The organism is Microvirga massiliensis, from assembly GCF_001006805.1.
GTDB classification, from domain to species: domain Bacteria; phylum Pseudomonadota; class Alphaproteobacteria; order Rhizobiales; family Beijerinckiaceae; genus Microvirga; species Microvirga massiliensis.
Map to the genome: position 1 here is coordinate 114319 of NZ_LN811363.1, position 19353 is coordinate 133671.

Annotated in this window: 18 protein-coding genes, 1 tRNA gene and 1 pseudogene; 15 read left to right on the forward strand and 5 right to left on the reverse strand. The window is 62.5% G+C overall.

Annotated elements, in window-relative coordinates; all coding sequences use genetic code 11:
* Positions 1–6 precede the first annotated feature (6 nt).
* The 4 genes from miaA to ilvN all read left to right on the forward strand — a co-directional run bounded on the left by miaA (position 7) and on the right by ilvN (position 4300).
* Entirely contained in the window at positions 7–948 is a 942-nt protein-coding gene (gene miaA / locus BN1233_RS32895) for a tRNA (adenosine(37)-N6)-dimethylallyltransferase MiaA (RefSeq protein ID WP_046868006.1), read from the forward strand.
* Between the two features lie 204 nt (positions 949–1152).
* Complete coding sequence (locus BN1233_RS32900) at positions 1153–2928, forward strand: acetolactate synthase 3 large subunit (protein ID WP_046867863.1); 1776 nt, start codon at positions 1153–1155, stop codon at positions 2926–2928.
* 123 nt (positions 2929–3051) lie between these two features.
* Positions 3052–3732 (forward strand): glutathione S-transferase family protein, encoded by a 681-nt coding sequence (locus BN1233_RS32905; protein ID WP_046867864.1) that lies wholly within the window; start codon positions 3052–3054, stop codon positions 3730–3732.
* Positions 3733–3757: 25 nt separating this feature from the next.
* Positions 3758–4300: an acetolactate synthase small subunit gene (gene ilvN / locus BN1233_RS32910; protein ID WP_046867865.1), complete on the forward strand. Its 543-nt coding sequence runs from the start codon at positions 3758–3760 to the stop codon at positions 4298–4300.
* A gap of 18 nt (positions 4301–4318) precedes the next feature.
* Here the strand turns inward: ilvN and BN1233_RS32915 are convergent, their stop codons facing one another.
* Complete coding sequence (locus tag BN1233_RS32915; protein ID WP_046867866.1) at positions 4319–4867, reverse strand: DUF924 family protein; 549 nt, start codon at positions 4865–4867, stop codon at positions 4319–4321.
* 187 nt (positions 4868–5054) lie between these two features.
* On the opposite strand from BN1233_RS32915, the gene ilvC reads away from it, so the two are divergent.
* Positions 5055–6074 (forward strand): ketol-acid reductoisomerase, encoded by a 1020-nt coding sequence (gene ilvC, locus BN1233_RS32920; protein ID WP_046867867.1) that lies wholly within the window; start codon positions 5055–5057, stop codon positions 6072–6074.
* 47 nt (positions 6075–6121) lie between these two features.
* On the opposite strand, the gene BN1233_RS47645 is transcribed toward ilvC, so the two are convergent.
* Positions 6122–6277 carry a hypothetical protein gene (locus BN1233_RS47645; RefSeq protein WP_154678332.1) on the reverse strand — a complete coding sequence of 52 codons (156 nt, stop codon included), beginning with the start codon at positions 6275–6277 and terminating at the stop codon, positions 6122–6124.
* Positions 6278–6529: 252 nt separating this feature from the next.
* Here BN1233_RS47645 and pdxY point away from each other — a divergent pair, with 252 nt between their 5' ends.
* From pdxY to BN1233_RS32940, 4 genes are read left to right on the forward strand one after another with little or no spacing between them, the layout of a single operon-like run.
* Positions 6530–7378 carry a pyridoxal kinase PdxY gene (gene pdxY / locus BN1233_RS32925; RefSeq protein WP_046867868.1) on the forward strand — a complete coding sequence of 283 codons (849 nt, stop codon included), beginning with the start codon at positions 6530–6532 and terminating at the stop codon, positions 7376–7378.
* Between the two features lie 4 nt (positions 7379–7382).
* Positions 7383–8498: an endonuclease/exonuclease/phosphatase family protein gene (locus BN1233_RS32930; protein ID WP_046867869.1), complete on the forward strand. Its 1116-nt coding sequence runs from the start codon at positions 7383–7385 to the stop codon at positions 8496–8498.
* A gap of 23 nt (positions 8499–8521) precedes the next feature.
* Positions 8522–9424, forward strand: a complete 903-nt coding sequence (locus BN1233_RS32935; RefSeq protein WP_046867870.1) for a PhzF family phenazine biosynthesis protein — start codon at positions 8522–8524, stop codon at positions 9422–9424.
* A gap of 20 nt (positions 9425–9444) precedes the next feature.
* Positions 9445–10152, forward strand: coding sequence for a hypothetical protein (locus BN1233_RS32940; RefSeq protein WP_046867871.1), 708 nt, complete (start codon positions 9445–9447; stop codon positions 10150–10152).
* 36 nt (positions 10153–10188) lie between these two features.
* Here the strand turns inward: BN1233_RS32940 and BN1233_RS32945 are convergent, their stop codons facing one another.
* Positions 10189–10524 (reverse strand): hypothetical protein, encoded by a 336-nt coding sequence (locus BN1233_RS32945; protein ID WP_048709733.1) that lies wholly within the window; start codon positions 10522–10524, stop codon positions 10189–10191.
* A 374-nt stretch (positions 10525–10898) separates the two neighbouring features.
* Here BN1233_RS32945 and BN1233_RS32950 point away from each other — a divergent pair, with 374 nt between their 5' ends.
* The 4 genes and pseudogenes from BN1233_RS32950 to BN1233_RS32965 all read left to right on the forward strand — a co-directional run.
* Complete coding sequence (locus BN1233_RS32950) at positions 10899–12464, forward strand: 2-isopropylmalate synthase (RefSeq protein ID WP_046868008.1); 1566 nt, start codon at positions 10899–10901, stop codon at positions 12462–12464.
* 297 nt (positions 12465–12761) lie between these two features.
* On the forward strand, positions 12762–13619 hold the full coding sequence (gene phhA, locus BN1233_RS32955) for a phenylalanine 4-monooxygenase (protein ID WP_046867872.1): 858 nt from the start codon (positions 12762–12764) through the stop codon (positions 13617–13619).
* A gap of 109 nt (positions 13620–13728) precedes the next feature.
* Positions 13729–13804, forward strand: a tRNA-Lys gene (locus BN1233_RS32960).
* Positions 13805–14618: 814 nt separating this feature from the next.
* Positions 14619–14891, forward strand: a pseudogene (locus BN1233_RS32965) (transposase); the annotation flags it as partial.
* A 125-nt stretch (positions 14892–15016) separates the two neighbouring features.
* On the opposite strand, the gene BN1233_RS47650 reads toward BN1233_RS32965, so the two are convergent.
* Entirely contained in the window at positions 15017–15193 is a 177-nt protein-coding gene (locus BN1233_RS47650; RefSeq protein ID WP_154678333.1) for a hypothetical protein, read from the reverse strand.
* A gap of 289 nt (positions 15194–15482) precedes the next feature.
* On the opposite strand from BN1233_RS47650, the gene BN1233_RS32970 reads away from it, so the two are divergent.
* Positions 15483–16670, forward strand: coding sequence for a DUF262 domain-containing protein (locus BN1233_RS32970; protein WP_046867874.1), 1188 nt, complete (start codon positions 15483–15485; stop codon positions 16668–16670).
* 11 nt (positions 16671–16681) lie between these two features.
* A complete protein-coding gene (locus BN1233_RS32975) occupies positions 16682–17380 on the forward strand; it encodes a HEPN domain-containing protein (protein ID WP_147707686.1) in 699 nt (232 codons plus the stop codon).
* A 799-nt stretch (positions 17381–18179) separates the two neighbouring features.
* Here BN1233_RS32975 and BN1233_RS32980 read toward each other — a convergent pair.
* The gene (locus BN1233_RS32980; RefSeq protein ID WP_046867875.1) at positions 18180–18947 is read right to left on the reverse strand and encodes a class I SAM-dependent methyltransferase; all 768 of its coding nucleotides are present in this window, start codon (positions 18945–18947) and stop codon (positions 18180–18182) included.
* Positions 18948–19353 lie beyond the last annotated feature (406 nt).

A 19353-nucleotide genomic window follows, 5' to 3' on the forward strand; every position in this document is an offset into this window, starting at 1 on the left:
GGAAAAGTGGATTGGGTCGGACCAGGTCGCGCCATCCTCATCGCAGGGCCGACCGCCTCCGGCAAGTCGGCGCTTGCGCTCACCCTTGCCGAGAGGATGGGTGGTATCATTGTGAACACCGATTCCATGCAGGTCTATCACGACCTGCACATCATCACCGCACGCCCCTCGCCCGAGGAGGAGGCGCGCGTTCCGCACCGGCTCTATGGCCATGTGGACGGCGCCATCAACTATTCCGTTGCGCGCTACCTCGAAGACGCCGCGGCCGTGCTCACTGATCTCGAATCCGGCAGGGTGCCGATCTTCGTCGGGGGCACGGGGCTTTATTTCAAGGCACTTCTCGGGGGGCTGTCTCCAGTGCCGGCGGTCCCGGAGGAGCTTCGCCGCCGCATCCGGAACGAGGCCGAAGGGGTCGAGACGGCAGATCTGCATCGCTGGCTCGCGGAGCGTGACGCCGGTGCTGCTGCCGCGGTGCGGCCGACCGATCGCCTGCGCATCCTACGGGCGCTCGAGGTTCTCGAAGCGACGGGGCGAGCGTTGGCGACGTTCCACGGCGAGCGAATGGCGGGGCCGCTCGCGGGCATGCCGGCAATCAAGGTCTTCCTCACGCCGGATCGCGCCGCCTTGCGGGAGCGCATCGACAGCCGGTTCCGCTCCATGATCGATGCTGGCGCCCTTGAGGAGGTGGCCCGGCTCGATGCTCGTCGCCTCGATCCGCTGCTTCCGGTCATGCGCGCGCATGGCGTTCCACGGCTCAGGGAGGCTCTCGCCGGGACCTCCTCACTTGAAGAGGCGATTGCCCGTGCCCAGGCGGAGACTCGGCAATATGCGAAGCGGCAGGTCACGTTCTTCCGCCATCAGCTTCCCGAGTTCCTCCCTGTTGTACCCGAGCTTGCGGAGGAGACGATTCTGAATTCGTCACGCGAAATTTACGGAAACGGCGCTTGACCGATTTCGTCGCGTCCGATAGCTTGCCGCGCAACTTTTGAACATGGGAAGTGCCGTGTCGCGCACGCTTATTCTCGTACGATTGGCGCCGTCGACGGAGCAGGGATAATCCTGCAGGTCCGAAGATGGCGCATGAGGCCCCCTCCGGGGCCTTTTTTATTGGCCGGAGACGTGAGCGACGAACTGGAAGCTGGAGCGAGCGATATGAGCGAGACGATGACCGGTGCCGAAATGGTGATCCGCGCCCTGCAGGATCAGGGCGTCGAATACATCTTCGGCTATCCGGGGGGCGCAGTGCTGCCGATCTACGATGCCCTTTTTCATCAGGACACCGTCAAGCACGTGCTGGTTCGCCATGAGCAGGGCGCCGTCCACGCCGCGGAGGGCTACGCTCGCTCCTCGGGTAAGGTCGGCGTGGTGCTCGTGACCTCGGGACCCGGGGCGACGAATGCCGTGACGGGCCTGACTGATGCCATGATGGACTCGATCCCGGTCGTGTGCATCACCGGCCAAGTGCCGACACATCTCATCGGCTCCGATGCATTCCAGGAATGCGATACGGTCGGCATCACCCGGCACTGCACGAAGCACAACTACCTCGTCAAATCGATTGAGGATCTGCCGCGGATCCTCCACGAGGCCTTCTACGTGGCTTCGAGCGGGCGCCCCGGGCCGGTCGTCATCGATCTTCCGAAGGATGTCCAGTTCAAGAGCGGGGCCTATGCCCGCCCGACGAACAACCAGCACAAGACCTACCGTCCGGCCCTGAAGGGCAACCCGGAGGCAATTCGCGCCGCGGTGGCGCTGATGGCCTCGGCGAAGCGCCCCGTCTTCTATACCGGCGGCGGCGTCATCAATTCGGGTCCACGCGCTTCGGCCCTCCTTCGCGAATTCGTGCGCCTCACGGGGTTCCCGATCACTTCGACGCTGATGGGACTTGGCGCCTATCCGGGCTCCGATCCGCAATTCCTCGGGATGCTCGGCATGCACGGCACCTACGAGGCCAATCTCGCGATGCATGGCTGCGACGTCCTGATCAATATCGGCGCACGCTTCGACGATCGGATCACGGGCCGGCTCGATGCCTTCTCGCCCTACTCGAAGCGGATCCATGTCGACGTCGATCCGTCCTCGATCAACAAGAACGTCAAGGTCGATATCCCGATCATTGGCGATTGCGAACACGTGCTCGAAGACATGCTGCGCCTCTGGAAGCAGGAGGCTGCAAAGGTCGAACGGCCCGACCTCAAGGACTGGTGGGGCAAGATCGAGGGCTGGCGGCGTCGCAACTGTCTCGCCTATCGCCCGTCGAAGGACACCATCAAGCCGCAATACGCCATCCAGCGCCTGTACGAGCTCACCAAGGATCGTGAGACCTACGTCACGACCGAAGTCGGCCAGCACCAGATGTGGGCGGCGCAGTACTATCGCTTCGAGGAGCCGAACCGCTGGATGACGAGCGGCGGCCTCGGCACGATGGGTTACGGCCTACCGGCCGCCATCGGCGCGCAGCTCGCGCATCCCGGCGCTCTCGTCGTCGACATCGCCGGCGAGGCCTCGATTCTAATGAACATGCAGGAGATGTCGACGGCCGTGCAGTATCGACTGCCCGTCAAGATCTTCATTCTGAACAACGAGTATATGGGCATGGTGCGCCAGTGGCAGGAACTGCTCCATGGCGGCCGCTATTCGGAAAGCTATTCCGCGAGCTTGCCCGATTTCGTGAAGCTTGCGGAGGCCTATGGCGGCGTCGGAATTCGCTGCAGCGACCCGAATTCACTCGACGATGCCATCCGCGAGATGCTCTCGGTCGATCGCCCGGTCATCTTCGACTGCGTGGTCGACAAGGAAGAGAACTGCTTCCCGATGATCCCATCGGGCAAGGCGCATAATGAAATGCTCCTGAACGACTATCTGGGCGAGACCGGGCAACAGGACATCGGCTCGGTGATCGACGCCGAGGGTCGCATGCTCGTTTGAGCCGGTGAGCGGAGCTATCGCTCCGCCCATTCCCGGCGCTGATGGGTCGCTTCACGGCTTGTCGTTTGCGGTCGCGCAAGAGGCACGCTGAACTGCGAGCGTCCCACGCACGGAAAGATCGTCATGCCCACGCTCGTCATCGGCAACAAGCTGTATTCGTCCTGGTCGCTCCGGCCATGGCTTCTCCTCAGGGAGCTTGCCGTACCGTTCGATGAGATCCTGATCCCGCTCGATCAGCCGGACACCAAGGCTGCCATTCTGCACCATTCGCCGGCCGGGCGCGTTCCGGTTCTCGTCGATGGTGAGACGGCGGTTTGGGAGTCGATCGCGATCATCGAATACGCCAGCGAGCGTTTCGATATCCCGGTCTGGCCGAGCAATCGGGAAGCGCGTGCCATGGCTCGTTCCGTGGCGGCGGAGATGCATGCCGGGTTTCAGGGACTTCGTTCCGCCTGCCCGATGAATCTCGGCAAACGCTTTGCAAGCCGTGATCGCGGTGAGGACGTGGATCGCGACGTCGCGCGGTTCTCCGAGATCGTGAACGGGATGCGGCATCGCTTTGGCCAGAGCGGGCCTTTCCTGTTCGGCGCCTTCACTGGTGCCGACGCGATGTTCGCACCGCTCGTGACACGGCTCGAGACCTACGGGATTGCCGTCGATCCGGTGACGCGAGGCTATGTCGACGCGATCCTGGCGCTCTCGTCGTTCCAAGCTTGGCGCGAGGCGGCGCTCCGGGAACCTTGGGTGCTGGCCCAGGACGAAGTGGATGAGGAGCCGGTCGAGGTTTATCGCCGCGCCGCATGAGACTAGAAATCGAGAGAATGGATCGATGACGCTGATGAGCACGCATTACCCGGACCCCACCCGTATCGAGCCGGTAAACCGTCACACCCTGGCAGTGATCGTCGATAACGAGCCGGGTGTTCTGGCGCGGATCGCTGGCCTGTTTTCCGGGCGCGGCTACAATATCGAGAGCCTGACCGTTACGGAGACCGAGCACGAGTCTCACATTTCGCGCATCACCATCGTGACGACTGGGACGAATGCGGTGATCGAGCAGATCAAGAGTCAGCTCGAGCGGCTCATTCCGGTACATCGCGTGGTCGACCTGACCCAGTACGGAGACGCCGTCGAACGCGAGCTCTGCCTCGTGAAGGTCGTCGGCAAGGGCGACCACCGCGTCGAGGCAATGCGGCTGGCCCTGGCTTTCGGAGCGCGCACGGTAGATGCGACGCTCACATCCTTCATCTTCGAGCTGACCGGCACGACGGACGAGATCGAGCGCTTCATCAAGCTGATGACCGGCGTCGGGCTCGCGGAGGTATCGCGGACGGGCATCGCCGCTATCGCGCGCGGCGCAGAGGCGATCTGATCCAGCAGGTCCGCCGGATCAGCCCTTGAAGCCGCCATCGGCCAGGAACGCGGCCTCTTCTGGCGTCGATTCACGCCCCTGGAGGGCATTGCGATGGGGAAAGCGGCCGAAACGGGCGATGATGTCGCGGTGATGCTCCGCCCAGCGCAGGGTGTCCGGGTCCCCGAGCTCGCGGTTGAGAGTGACGGATCGCTCCTGATGGGCGAGGTCTTCCGCGTGCATGAACGGAAGATAGAAGAACCGCCGCAGCGACGGGTCGACCTCGCGATCGTGGCCTTTCTCGATCGCCCGCTCTGCGGCGAGCACCGCCGTGGGGTCCGTGGCGTAGACTCGGCGCGTGCCGCGGAACATGTTGCGCGGGAACTGGTCGAGGAGGAGCACGGTGGCAAGCGAGCCCTCCGGGGTCGTCTCCCATTCCGGCAGGTCGCCGCGGGCCGCTGCCTCGTAGGTCGGGAGAAAGCGCTCCCGGCAGGCTTCGTCGAAGGCCTCGTCCTTCTCGAACCAGCGGTCCGGCCCCGCAGCACGCCAGAACGCAACGACATCCTGGGCGGTAGCAACATCGGTCATGCTTTGCCTTTCCCTCGTGAACTGAAGTGCCGATCCGGCGCAATTCGATCCTGTTACGGCTTGCCAGAGCAGCTTTCATCGCTACAAGCGGCCGCGGCAAACCAGAATGTTGCGTCAGCCGGAACGGGCGTCGCAATGCAAATCCGGGGCAGGGGCCCTGCGCCCCATTGAATGAGGACCAAACGCCATGCGCGTCTATTATGATCGCGACGCCGACATCAACCTGATCAAGGGCAAGAAGGTAGCCATTGTCGGCTACGGCAGCCAGGGCCACGCCCACACCCTCAATCTGCGCGATTCCGGGGTGAAGGACGTCGTCGTTGCTCTCCGCAAGAATTCGCCCTCCGCCGCGAAGGCCGAGAAAGAGAATATCCGGGTCATGGAAGTCGCCGAGGCGGCTGCCTGGGCCGATATCGTCATGATGCTGACGCCCGACGAGCTGCAGGCCGACATCTACCGCGATCACCTCCATGCGAACATGAAACAGGGTGCCGCCCTGATGTTCGCCCACGGGCTGAACGTTCACTTCAACCTGATCGAGCCCCGCGCGGACCTCGACGTGCTCATGGTCGCCCCGAAGGGCCCCGGCCACACCGTGCGCTCGGAATACGCCCGCGGCGGTGGCGTTCCCTGCCTCGTCGCGATCGCCCAGGACGCGTCCGGCAATGCGCACGATCTCGGGCTGTCCTACGCCTCGGCCATTGGCGGCGGACGGGCCGGCATCATCGAAACGACCTTCAAGGAGGAGTGCGAGACCGACCTCTTCGGTGAGCAGACGGTGCTCTGTGGCGGCCTCGTCGAACTCATCAAGGCTGGCTTCGAGACCCTCGTCGAGGCAGGTTATGCCCCGGAGATGGCCTATTTCGAGTGCCTCCACGAGGTGAAGCTGATCGTCGACCTCATCTACGAGGGCGGCATCGCGAACATGAACTACTCGATCTCCAACACGGCCGAGTACGGCGAGTATGTCACGGGCCCGCGCATCATCACCGACGAGACCAAGGCGGAGATGAAGCGCGTCCTCGCCGACATTCAGTCCGGCAAGTTCACCCGCGACTGGATGCTCGAGAACAAGGTGAATCAGACATCCTTCAAGGCGACGCGCGCCCGGATGGCGGCGCATCCGATCGAGGATGTGGGCGAGCGCCTGCGCGGAATGATGCCCTGGATCACGGCGAAGGCCCTGGTCGACAAGTCCAGGAACTGAGCCCCGGATAAAGGCCCCGCTCTCGAGCAGAGAGCGGGGCCTTTTCGTTATTGACGGTTCGATTTCGTATTCGCGGCCTTGTTGTTGTCCTGGTATCCGGGGTCGAGCCGCTTCTTCGTGGTGCCGCCCGATCCACGAGGTGTATCCCCGGGATGGCCCTTGCTCTCGGCCGAGTTATCGCCGTTCATCTTGCCTTTGCCCATCGAAGCCTCCTTCAGCAGGGAATGGGTGTGAACGGGCCCGAGCCGGAGCGGTTCCGTTCACCAGGGAGGCAAGTGTTCGCTGCCGGCGAGCGTCGGTGAGCCGGAACAGAGTATGCCGGCTTCGGGCACGGCCAAGGCTTGCGCCGTGGATTCCTGCCCACTCTTGGAAACTGTCGTGGAACAGGAGCCGGAACGGCTGAATTGATGAGCGCCTGCGCTTGCTTTAACCCGCCAGGGGAGCGGGGCGAATCCATGAACATCCTCTCGATCCAGTCGCACGTCGCCTATGGCCATGTCGGGAACGCATCGGCTGTCTTTCCGATGCAGCGGCTCGGCGTGGAGGTCTGGCCGATCCATACGGTCCAATTCTCGAACCATACCGGCTACGGAGCCTGGAAGGGGCGCGTCTTCGACGGGCCGTCGATCGAGGACCTCGTCGACGGCATCGCGGAGCGCGAGGTTCTGTCCCGGTGCGACGGGGTTCTTTCGGGCTATATGGGGTCAGCCGATATCGGTACGGCCATTCTCGGTGCGGTGGCGCGCGTCCGGGGCGCCAACCCAAAGGCCCTGTATTGCTGTGATCCGGTCATCGGCGATGTCGGGCGCGGCGTGTTCGTGCGGCCCGGCATTCCCGAGTTCATGCGGGAGAAGGCCGTCCCGGCTGCGGACATCATCACGCCCAATCAGTTCGAGATCGAGTATCTTTCCGGAATGGAGGTCACGACGCTTGAATCCGCCAAGGCGGCCGTGAGTACCGTGCAGACGCTCGGGCCCGATGTCGTGCTCGTGACCTCGCTCTCGACTCACGAGACCCCGCCCGATGCGATCGATCTCCTCGCAGGTGAAGCGGGACGGTTCTGGCGGGTGAGAACGCCGCGCCTCTCTCTTCATGTGAACGGGGCCGGTGATGCGATCTCGGCACTGTTCTTCGTGCATTACGCGCGCAGCCGATCGGCGGCCTTGGCGCTCGGCGAGGCCGCGGCATCCACCTACGGCCTCTTGAAGCGCACCGCCGACGCGGGCTCCCGCGAGATCCTGACGGTGGAGGCCCAGGACGAGTTCGTGGCGCCCACGCAACACTTTCCCGTCGAGGACGTGTGAGGCAATGCAGGTCCGGATCGGCACGTTCAACGTCGAGAACCTCATTTCCCGGAACCGCTACGGTCCGAAGGAGAGGCCCGACACCGCGCCGGCCTTGTCCCTGTTCGACTTTCCGAACCAGGAGGGTCGCGCCCACGCGGAACACTCGATCGCCATCGCCCTAGAGGACGACAAGCGGCAGATGACGGCGCTCGCGATCAGCGAGGCGAATGCTGATATCTGGGCGCTTCAGGAGGTCGACAATCTCGGAGTCCTGCAGGCTTTCTTCGCCAATTACGTGCATCGCCTTTCCGATCAGCGTTACGGCCATTTCCGGCTCGTGAACGGCAATGACCGGCGGGGCATCGACGTGGCGTGCGTGGTCCGCGGCGACCTCGTTCCGGAGGCTGCCATTCGCACGGAGTCGCATCACGAGAAGACCTTCGCGGAACTCGATGTCTTCGACGATTCCCTGGCCGCGTTCGGGATCACGCCGCAGGATCGCGTCTTCAACCGCGACTGCCTCGAGGTCGAGATTGGCTTTCCGGATCGCGCGATCACGCTCTTCATCACGCATCTGAAGTCGATGTCGTTCTGGCAGGAGGATGGGCGCCTCGGGACAATGCCGATCCGACGCGCCGAGTCCCTCGCGATCCGCACCTTGATCGAGCGCCGCTTCGGTCCGGACTGGCGGGATGCATCCTGGGTGATCGCCGGCGACCTCAACGATTACCGCGAGAAGATACTGCCGGACGCGAAAGTCGAACCGACGATGCCGTCGAGCATCGATCCTCTGCTCGAGGATTGCGGCGTGAATCCCGTCGAGGCACTGCCGCCGGTGGAACGGTGGACATATTTCCATCGCGCATGGTCGGCCGAAGCATCGCGGCTCGCAGAGGAGCATTTGCAACTCGATTACCTGCTCCTGTCACCGGCCTTGGCGAAGGCCAATCCGGAGCCGGACATCACGCTCATCCGCCGCGGGCTGCCCTATCGTGTGCCGCTCGACCCCTCTGCGCCCGACCGCTCGATCGCCACTCTTTCGACGCGGGCCGACCGCTACCCGCGCATCGGCTGGGATCGTCCAAAGGCGAGCGATCACTGCCCGCTCGTCATCGAGCTGACGATCCCGCCAAATTGACCACTCTTGCAGGAGCCCCTCCCATGCCACGCCGGTTCGTGACCCTCGATGTCTTCACGACGACGCCGTTCACGGGAAACCCGCTGGCCGTCGTGCTCGATGCCGAGGGGCTCACTCCCAAGCGGATGCAGGCCATCGCGCGTGAATTCAATCTGTCGGAAACCGTTTTCGTGAGACCGGATCCGGAGGCGCGCCAGCGGGCGGACATCCGCATCTTCACGCCTCAACGGGAGTTGCCGTTTGCGGGACATCCCACCGTCGGCACGGCAGTTCTCCTCGGGATTATCGACAGCGACGGCGCCCCCGGAGCGGCGGCCTTCGGCCTGAAAGAAGCGATCGGTGTCGTGCCCTGCGTCGTCGAAGTGGACGATGCCCGACGCGGCCACGCGCGATTCCGCCTGCCGCGGTTGCCGAGCCTGTGGGGCGAAGGGCGAGCCGCCGAGGATTGTGCGAAGGCGCTCGGGCTCGAGCCAAACGAGATCGGCTTCGAGCGTCACGTGCCGAGCCGGCACTCGGCTGGGGTCGCATTTGATCTGGTGCCGGTCGCGTCTCCAGAATGTCTCGCTCGCGCCCGGCCGGCAGGGGACACATTCGAGCGCGCCTTCGGCGAGAGCGACCATCCGTCCGCCTATGTCTACACCCGTGCCGTGGGCGAGAAGCGTCGGTTCCGCGCGCGGATGTTCGCGCCTTCGTTCGGCATTGCCGAAGACCCGGCGACGGGCTCCGCGGTTGCGGCTTTCGCTGGGGCTCTGATGCAGTGCGAGCCCCTCGGAAACGGCGAGCACGACATCGTCATCGAGCAGGGCGTAGAGATGGGGCGCCCGAGCGAGATTGTGCTTCAGCTCGTGATCGAGAACGGGGCGCTCGCCTCCGCGGAGATCGGAGGCCAAGCCGTGATCGTCAGCCGTGGTGAGATCGAGGCCTGACGGTCTGGCCGGGGACCGCCATGAACCATGACGTCCAGATCGTGCGCGCCGGTCGCATTGCGGCGACTTGCGAGCCGAGAACCTGGCGATGGGCGCAGGAGAACGCTGCCACCGTCGCCTCTCACTGGCAGGAGCTCAAACGCGAGAGGCCGCAACTCTTCGACGGCCGCGTCCTGCTCCTGTCAGCTTTCGAACTCGCAGGCGACGAGGCGACGGCCCGGTATTTTCCGACGGACTTCAGCCGCTTTCTGGCCTGGCGCGACCTCGATTATCCGGACCGGACGGTCGGCAACGGATTCGCGATGGGTGCGCTTCAGGGCTCGGACGGAGCCTATGTCTGCGGCGTGATGGGCGATCACACTGCGAATGCCGGGCGGATCTATTTCCCGTCGGGAACCCCGGATCTTTCGGATGTCACGGAGGACGACAGGGTCGATCTCGCCGGAAGCGTGCTGCGCGAGCTCAAGGAGGAGACGGACCTGCCGCCCGAGAGCTATCGGGTGGCGGATCACTGGATCGTCGTACGGCAATGGCCAGCGATCGCCTTCCTGCGGCCAATCCTGTTTGACGAGCCGGCCGAGGACGTGGCCGAGCGCATTCGCGCTGCCATTGCCCGGCAGCGCAATCCGGAACTCAGCAACGCGCAGGTGGTGCGCAGCCTGGACGACGTCGACACGCGCAAAATGCCTCGCTTCCTTCAGGCCTTTTTCCGCCACGCCTTTGCCTGAGGCCGCTCCGGGCCGGAGAGCCAGAGAAGCGGCGCTTCAGCGATAGCCGTAGCGGGACTTCGTGGCTGAGATCATGCGAACCGCCTCGGAATCCTGCCCTGCCGCGCAGGTTTCTTCGGCTCGCTCGATCTCCCTGGCCACGCGATCATGGACCGAGCGGTTAACGTGGCCAGTCGCGAGATCGTTTGCCATGACGGCCCGGTAGCGCGCGATCTCGCCAGTGCAGCCGGCCCCTTCGGGCAGGCGGAAATTGGACGGTGTGACCCCGGTTGGAGCGGACGATGCTGCGGGTAGCGGGGAGGCCGGCGCGCAGGCGGAGGCCAGCGCCCCGACGAGGCCCGCGGCGAGGATCATGTTCGGTCGGACATGCATGCGAGACTCGTCATGGATTCGAAACCAGCCGGGCCTAGCGGCCGAGCTTCATCCGATCAAGCTCGTGTGACGCGAACGACCGGACCAAAACTCTTGCCAGGAGGCAGGCCCACAGGTAGACACGTGAGACGGCCCGATGCTGCGCATCCGGCTCCGAGGGGGTTTGAGCCGCGATGTTCATCGGCTCCCAACGCGCATTGCCCGACGGTCGCCTGCTGGCGACGTCGCATGCGCGTGCCCTCGATCTCCTTCTCCTTAGTTGCCCCTGAGGGTCGGCTGGGCTTTGCTGCCTGGGCTCTCAGGGGTTTGCTGCCAACGACCAGCCCCGGGAGAGCCCCATCAGCGTGCTGCGCCCGATCGAGAAGGATAAAGTCATGTCTGCCAGCTCATCTATATCCGACAACGACCGCGTACTGATCTTCGACACCACGCTGCGCGACGGCGAGCAATGCCCGGGCGCGACCATGACGCTCGAGGAGAAGATCGAGGTCGCCGAGCTCCTCGATGCCATGGGTGTCGACATCATCGAGGCCGGTTTTCCGATCGCCTCGAACGGTGATTTCGAGGCTGTCGCCGAAATCGCGCAGCGCGTGAAGAACGCGACGGTCGCAGGCCTCGCCCGCACCGCGCCGCAGGATATCGACCGGGCAGCCGAGGCGGTTCGCCTGGCGGCCCGTCCCCGTATTCACACCTTCATCTCCACCTCTCCGGTGCACATGAAGTACAAGCTCCAGATGGACCCCGAGAGGGTTCTGGAGATCGTCACGTCGTCCGTGACGCGCGCCCGCAACCACGTCGAGGATGTGGAATGGTCCGCCGAGGACGGCACGCGCACGGAGCACGATTTCCTTTGCCGCTGCGTCGAGGCGGCGATCAAGGCTGGCGCGACGACGATCAATATTCCGGACACCGTCGGCTATACCACGCCGGACGAGTATTTCGCGCTGTTCCAGATGGTGCGTGAACGCGTGCCGAATTCCGATCGCGCGATCTTCTCCGTGCATTGTCACAACGATCTCGGCATGGCGGTGGCGAACTCGCTCGCCGGAGTTCGTGGCGGCGCACGCCAGGTCGAGTGCACGATCAATGGGATCGGCGAGCGGGCCGGCAACGCGGCGCTCGAGGAGATCGTGATGGCGATCCGCACCCGGGCCGACGCGTTTCCCTACACGACGGGCATCAACACCACGATGCTGACCCGCGCCTCGAAGGTCGTCGCGAACGCGACCTCCTTCCCGGTGCAGTACAACAAGGCGATCGTCGGCCGGAACGCTTTCGCGCACGAGAGCGGCATTCATCAGGACGGGATGCTTAAGCACACCCAGACCTACGAGATTATGACGCCCGAGTCCGTTGGTGTGACGAAGACTGCTCTCGTCATGGGCAAGCATTCCGGCCGCAATGCCTTCCGGCACAAGCTGGAGGAACTCGGTTACAAGCTCTCGGACAACCAGTTCCTGGATGCATTCCAGCGCTTCAAGGATCTCGCCGACCGCAAGAAGCATGTCTACGACGAGGATATCGAGGCGCTCGTCGACCAGAACCTCGCCACGGCCCATGACCGCGTCAAGCTGGTATCGCTGACGGTCGTCGCCGGCACCCGAGGCCCGCAACGCGCGACGATGAAGCTTCAGATCGACGGCGGACGGCCCGTGACCGAGGAGGCCGAAGGCAACGGTCCGGTCGATGCGACCTTCAATGCGATCAAGGCCCTCGTGCCCCATGAGGCGGAGCTCGAGCTGTATCAGGTCCATGCCGTCACGGAGGGCACCGACGCGCAAGCCGAGGTGTCTGTGCGACTCTCCTCAGGCGGCCGTAGCGTCACCGGGCGCGGCGCCGATCCCGACACGCTGGTCGCATCGGCACAGGCCTATCTCGGCGCCCTCAACAAGCTCCTGGCGCGCGGCGCGAGCTTGCACGCGCAGCACGCAGCGGAGTAGAGCATCTCACCTCTCCCCCGACCAAGCCCTTCGGGGGAGAGGGGAAAACGCGGCCGCTCGCTCCTCGCCTCAACCCTTGTGGGAGAGGTCGCTCCAATTTGGCAGAACGAACCCAAAAGGGATCTGCGAGTGCGCCATTCTCACCTCGCCCTTGTGAGGAAGGCCGCCTCGAAGGGGCGGGTGAGGGGGGCGGTGCCGCGATTGCAGGCACAGCATAACGCCCGCATGGACTGGTTCGCGTCAAGCGAACCATGACAGTTCTGCGGTGTTGATATGGCGGGGATCCGGAGGGACGCCATGAACACCGCGACTGGCAGCGACGATCCGCGCGACTATCTTAGGGATCAGGGCTTCGACAGCTACACCGAGCAGGACCACGCCACGTGGCGAACCCTCGCCCGGCGCCAGCGCGAGATCCTGCAGGGCCGCATCGCGGGCGCTTTCCTCGAAGGGCTTGATGCGCTTGGGATCGGCGAAACGGGCATCCCGGATTTCCGCGTGCTGAACGATCGCCTGAAGGTGGCGACCGGGTGGGAGGTTGTCGCAGTCCCTGGGCTCATTCCCGATCTCGCCTTCTTCCGCCTCCTGGCAGACCGGAAATTCCCGGCCGGTTTCTGGATCCGGAAGCCGGAGCAACTCGACTATATCGAGGAACCGGACGTCTTTCATGACGTGTTCGGGCACGTGCCGCTGATCATGCAGCCCGTCTACGCCGATTACCTCCAGGCCTATGGCAAGGCCGGCCTCCAAGCCGCCGAGCACGGTGCCCTGAAGCGGCTGGCGCGGCTCTACTGGTACACCGTGGAATTCGGCTTGGCGCAGACCCAGCAGGGGCTGCGGATCGTCGGAGCCGGTATCGCTTCCTCGCCGTCCGAGACGGTATTCGCCCTCGAGAGCCCCTCGCCGAACCGCGTCCGCTTCGATCTCGCCCGGGTGATGCGCACCCTCTACCGGATTGACGATTTCCAAGAGACGTATTTTGTCCTCGACGGGACGGAAGCCTGGCCCACCCTTGATCTCGATAAGCTCATTCCGATCTGGAAGCGGCTGGAGGGCCTGGATGATCTCGAGCCCGGCCAGCTCCTTGCCGATGACGTTGTCCTCGCCCGAGGCGACGGGAGCTACCACCGGGACCACAAACGACCGGCAGCGTAGCAATTCTCGGGGTGCGAGGCATCGATGGGGTAGACACGAGAGGCGAGCTTTGTTACACGCACCGCCTCTCCGGTGGTCAAACCGCGAGGCCGCCGCGCTCGTCGGCGATGGGTGTATAGCTCAGTTGGTAGAGCAGCTGACTCTTAATCAGCGGGTCCAAGGTTCGAGTCCTTGTACACCCACCAATGATTTCAATGACATAGCTCGTTCAGGCAGAGCAGGCGTACGATCTCAGGTTACGCCTGAGGTTACGATTCCGGGTGGTATGCGCTGATCGACTTTGATACTGCCCACCTCAGCCGGCGTGCTAACTCACCGCCAGAGGCCACACATTGTGGATCTGGGGCCCTCATTCGAGCTGGGGCGGCGGCACTATCAAAATCAAGCACTTAGTTTGGCCAATGTGACCAACGCTTCCCATATCTCCCGACGGGGATATGAGAAGCTGCGTGTTCCGGGCAAGCCACGTTCGGTCGGGGTGCTCTCAGGGTTCCGTTGGTCTCTCACGGCGAAAACAGGGGTTCGAGTCCCCTAGGGAGCGCCAGTGGTTTCAGTCATTTAGCCCTAGACGCTGCCTGCAATCGAGCCTGGGTGGGAAGAATTCGGGGAGAAAGCTGATTTGAACGGCTAGGGGCCGATCCAGAAACCTAAATCCTCCACGGCTCCAACGCCCGAATTTGCAGGCTGGAGCAGCACGTTCATCCCTAAGCACCTAGATACCTCTAAAAATCTTCCGTCTTGGCTGCGAATGTGAGTCAGTCGCTGACTTCGTGAGAGGGGCGACGGATGCGGGGGCGGTCGATCCGCGGCGTGGAGTAACGTCACCGCTGACACCAGAAGCTGAGCTGTGTAGGTCGTGTCCCGGGTGATGGTGTAGCTCGGCGGAGCAGCCCCGCCCGCTACAGCGCTATCGAGGCGCGCGGGCGGGGCTGTGGTGGCCATCGCTGATCTTCGGGTTGGGTCGGGTTGCTGATGCCAACCCACCTGAAGGATGCACCGATGACCGACGCGATGATGAGCCTTCGCGCGCTCGTGGAAAAGGCTCCTGACGCCGATCTCGTGCGCGAGATGATCGGCTTTGCGGCCGAGCGGCTGATGGAGATGGAGGTAAGCGCGCTTACCGGCGCGGGCTACGGCGAGAAGAGCCCCGAGCGGCTGGTTCAGCGCAACGGTTACCGCGAGCGCGACTGGGAGACGCGCGCCGGCACGGTCGAACTCAGGATCCCGAAGCTCAGGCGCGGCAGCTCCTTCCCGGGCTTTCTTGAGCCAAAGGGAGATTGCCGCTTGGGAGACCAAGCGCAATCAGGTGAGAACTATGGCGCAGTGGCGCTTCACGGTTGCACAGGCCCGAACCAGACTGCACCGCCTCTACCCAGCATGATCACTGTGGCCCTGGACTAGGCTGCTTCGGGCACGATCTTGATTGCTGCATCGCGCAGAATACTGTAGCTCGCCATCTTTGCCAGCTCGCGCCGCATTTTCTCTGCCCCTTCGAGTCGGTAGCTTCCAGTTCCTCCGGAGTCGTACTGAACGTCGTTCGGGCGCCGTAGCCCTTCGATGCGTTCACGTCCCAAGACAGGCCGCTCCTGATGCTGCAGTCCGACCACGGCTTGCCGCCCGGTTGAGCGACGCGCGAGCCTAAGCCCGGCGCGGCCGGCGGCGCTGAATTTTCCTTCCTCGACCCGATGGACGCGAACGAAGACCCCATGCGGACTGCGCCCGTTGGAGCATGGTGCTCAAACGGTAGGTTAGTTTTCCGTCCTGAACGAAATTCTCACCCGTAATTGTCCAGCCTTGCCGTCTGTGATAGCCGGGCCATCGCTGCTCCGCCGAGCGAAACGAATTCTCAATAGCGAGCGAGTAATGGTTGATAGCCCCAACGGTCCTGAGTTTGTCGAGGAGCAGGACACCTCGCTAGACCAGGCCGAAGTTCTGAGCTTTTCGCAGGCGGTTCTGTACTCGACCGATTGGACGGTGGAGACTGTGGTCTCGCAGCTTGAACGCGGCAACATTGACATGAGCCCACGGTTTCAGCGACGAGATGCCTGGGGCGTTAGGGGGAAAGGACGCTTCATCGAATCGATTATTCTGGGTCTCCCAATCCCACCAATTGTATTAGCTGAGAAAAAGAATCAGCGCGGCCGCTACATTGTCTTAGATGGCAAGCAACGTCTTCTATCGCTGCTTCAGTTCACTGGTAAGGCTGAGGGGGAAAACAATGCTTTCGGGCTGTCAGGGCTTGAAGCGCGACCGGATTTAACGCGGAAGAAATTTACTCAGCTTGAGAGTGATCCTGCGCTTCGAGGCGATCTTGATGCATTCTTGAATCACACGATTCGAACGGTTGTTATTCGAAATTGGCCGAGCACCGATTTCCTTCACCTCGTGTTCTTGCGCCTCAACACAGGGAGCGTGCGACTCTCGCCGCAGGAACTTCGACAAGCGATGGTTCCTGGCGAGTTTTCCAACTTGGTAGACGACGCGGCGGCCGACTCGATAGAACTGCAAACCCTTCTTTCGCGCGCATCCCCAGATCCACGAATGCGGGATGTCGAGCTCTTGGTGCGCTTCCTGGCAATCAGGAACTTCTTGAATTCGTATGCAGGGCGGATGAAGTCCTTCTTAGACTTGGCCTGCGAGACACTGAACGCCGAATGGGCCCGGCGTGAAGGCGCGATCAAGCAACAGATTGGTCAATTCGGAGCCGCCGTGCGCTCGCTCATCGCGATCTTTGAAGAGGATAAACTTGCAAGAAAACCGGGATCAAGATCCTTCAACAGAGCAATCTTCGACGCGCTCGTTTTTTATGGTTCGGACGATCAAATACGCATAGCCATGGAACAGAAAGCAGACGATGTAGTAGCTGCATACGGTCGGGTCGTTCAGGACCCAGTGTTCATGGAAGCTGTGGAAAGCGACACAGCAGGCATTCCTCACACATTTGAGCGGCTTGCGATCTGGGGTGCCGCGCTTCGTGAGGCGACGGGGTTGCAATTTCGGCTCCCCGAGATGGTCGAAGGGCGCATTCGGTTTACGGGCTTCTGGCAGTAAAAATGGGTTCCGTGCGTTTAAATCTCCTCCGTGAGCGTACGGAGGTACTGCGCAAACATCTATTGCCCGATCCATTCGAACCTACGGGCCTTTACACTGACGAAGTGGGTGTCCGAATTCGTGCACTTTCCTTTCGCGTGCTCGCGCATGCCGAACTGGAGACGTACTTCGAAGAGCGAGCATCCGAAATTGCTCAGTCGGCTTGGAAAGCTTGGAAGAGGAAACGGTACGTATCACGTCCTGCGCTGTACTTGCTAGCATTTTCGGGGCGGGAAATGCAGAAACCGCCACAAAGCCTTCGTGCTCCAGACAAGAACAAAGAAAAAGCGTGGCCAGAGTTGATCGATATTCAGGAACGTCTAAAGCGGGCCACAGCCGAGTTTATCGATCGAGCGATAAAAGATAATCACGGCGTCAAAGAGGCGAATTTACTATCAATGTTGTTGCCGATTGGCTTCACGCAGGAAATGTGCGACGAGACTTTGCTTGCGACATTGAACGATTTCGGAAGTCTTCGGGGCGAGGCTGCTCACGCGGGTGCAGCCTCGCATGTGACAAAGGGAGTTGACCCGAAGGATGAGTATGATCGCGTTCAGATGATTATAAGTGGTCTTGAGCCGATCGACAGGGATTTGGACACTCTCTTGGTCGAAGCGGTCGGTGATGCTATAGAGGGAGAGACCGCCACAGCATCACCATTGGGCGTGTAGAGCAGTCCAACTGGGCGAGCACACATCTGGCAGGCGTTCCCGTTGTCAACTCCGTGAGCCTGTTCGCAGCAGCGCCTCACGGAGCGCTCGACGGCGAGATTGATGCGCTACTGTTCTCTGGCCATGTCGCTGGCGTCGAGAGTTCGGCACAGCTCCGGCATGCCTGCACACTAGACCTTGACAGGATCGTTCTGAGACCAATCGATCGGCCCTACCAATCCGGTCGGTTCACCAGTTGTCGCAAGGTCACGTACCTGCGCTCTCGCCGTTCCGACCTCGAGTGGCGCTTAGCCGAAAAGGCTCCCGCGCGGCCATCGCCGCAAGGGCAAGTAAGCCGCTGCCGAGTCGGGTGGCAGGGCTAGAAGGCAATGACCCGGCAGAGTTCCGAGTCGTGAGAAGCCTAGAGACAGTCGCGGCAGCTGCGAAGATAATGGGGCTGCTGAGTAAGGCGGCAGGCAGCGCCCGACTGGTTAGCCAACGTCTAGCGAGGACATTCAGCCATGACCGCGCCCAATCGCGAAGGGCAGTCTCTCAGCGCCTAGCTAGAGCCTTGATGACGTCCTAGCCGGACCGGATGCCGCTATCCATCAGGACGTCGATGTGGCCGCCACAACGCCGACGATGGATGGGAGCGCTGCGATGGACGAGAGTGCACTACTGCGCTTGCTGACCACCTTTACCGCCTCAACGCCATGGCGGAACGCAAAGTTATGGCTCACATCGCCGTTTGAGCCCATCCGGCGCCTGAGCTGACCTCAATTACACCCGACGGTGGACAACATGACAAAACACCCTTTGCTTAGTGACGGCAAACTACGAGCAGTGAGCCGGTGAATCCGACTAAATCGAAGTGGCCATCGAGCAGCACGTCCTGGACCGCCTTCACGACGCCTGGGAAGTCGGGCCGATAATCGTGGAAAGCGAGCAGGCTGCCCGTCCGTATATGGTCTATGACGTAGTCACGGTCAGCGCATACCGAGCTGGCGTCGTGCAGTCCGTCGATGAATATCATGCAGATCGGGAAATCTAGAGCGACATCAGTACTTCGAGCTCGAATAATATCGACGATGTGCTCGACGTTGTGTTTGCACAACGTCTGCGACAGCAACTCGTAAGTATCGCGTCCGCTGGCATCGGAATATCCCTCATGCGGGTCGATGGCAATGAGCCGAGATCCCTGGTCCAATGCGACACTCTTTATCGTCAACGCCATGGTCACCGTCGAACGACCGCAAAAGCTGCCGATCTCGACCACATGGCCGCTGCCTTCGCGGATGGCGTGAGCGGTCGCCCGCGCAAGTAGCGCGGCTTCGGCTGGAGTGAGCCAGCCTTCGACATCATCCATTGCACGCACGATCGCCGTCGAATCAATTTCCGGCAATATCGTCGCCAACCGACGCCGAAGTACATCAATTGTCCAAGACGGGTATTGCGGAAGTTGAAGGTGCGCACTCATGGCCAAAGCAAGAGCCCGGCAGTAATCGCTGCGCGTCATTGCCCGCTCGGCGCGCACGATATTGATCAATGCGCGGTTCGCGTCTGGTGGCCACCGCCAGTGCGTTGACATGGCCACACCTCGGCTAATCCTTCGCATTGCAGATTGAGAAATAAGTATTGACGGGCTCGAATTTAAAGTCAATCTTAATCATACATACCATCGGGGATTGCTATGAGCGATCTGCGTGCCGTACTGCAACGAGCACAGACCGATTACGATTTCTATCTGTCGCTCCTCGCCAATCCAACGGAGACGTTGCGCGAGTACACGCTGAGCGACGCTGAACGAGAGGCGCTGACCGGCGAGTCATCTGCGCGATGGCGGCTAATTGCAGGTCAATTGCTGCCTGGCTTGGAATCGGGCGGTTCGTTATCTCCGCAGGCGCCAGGTATACCGCCGGGACTAGCTGCGCCACCGCCACCGCCACCGCCGCCGCCACCGCCGCCGCCGCCACCACCGCCGCCGCCACCACCGC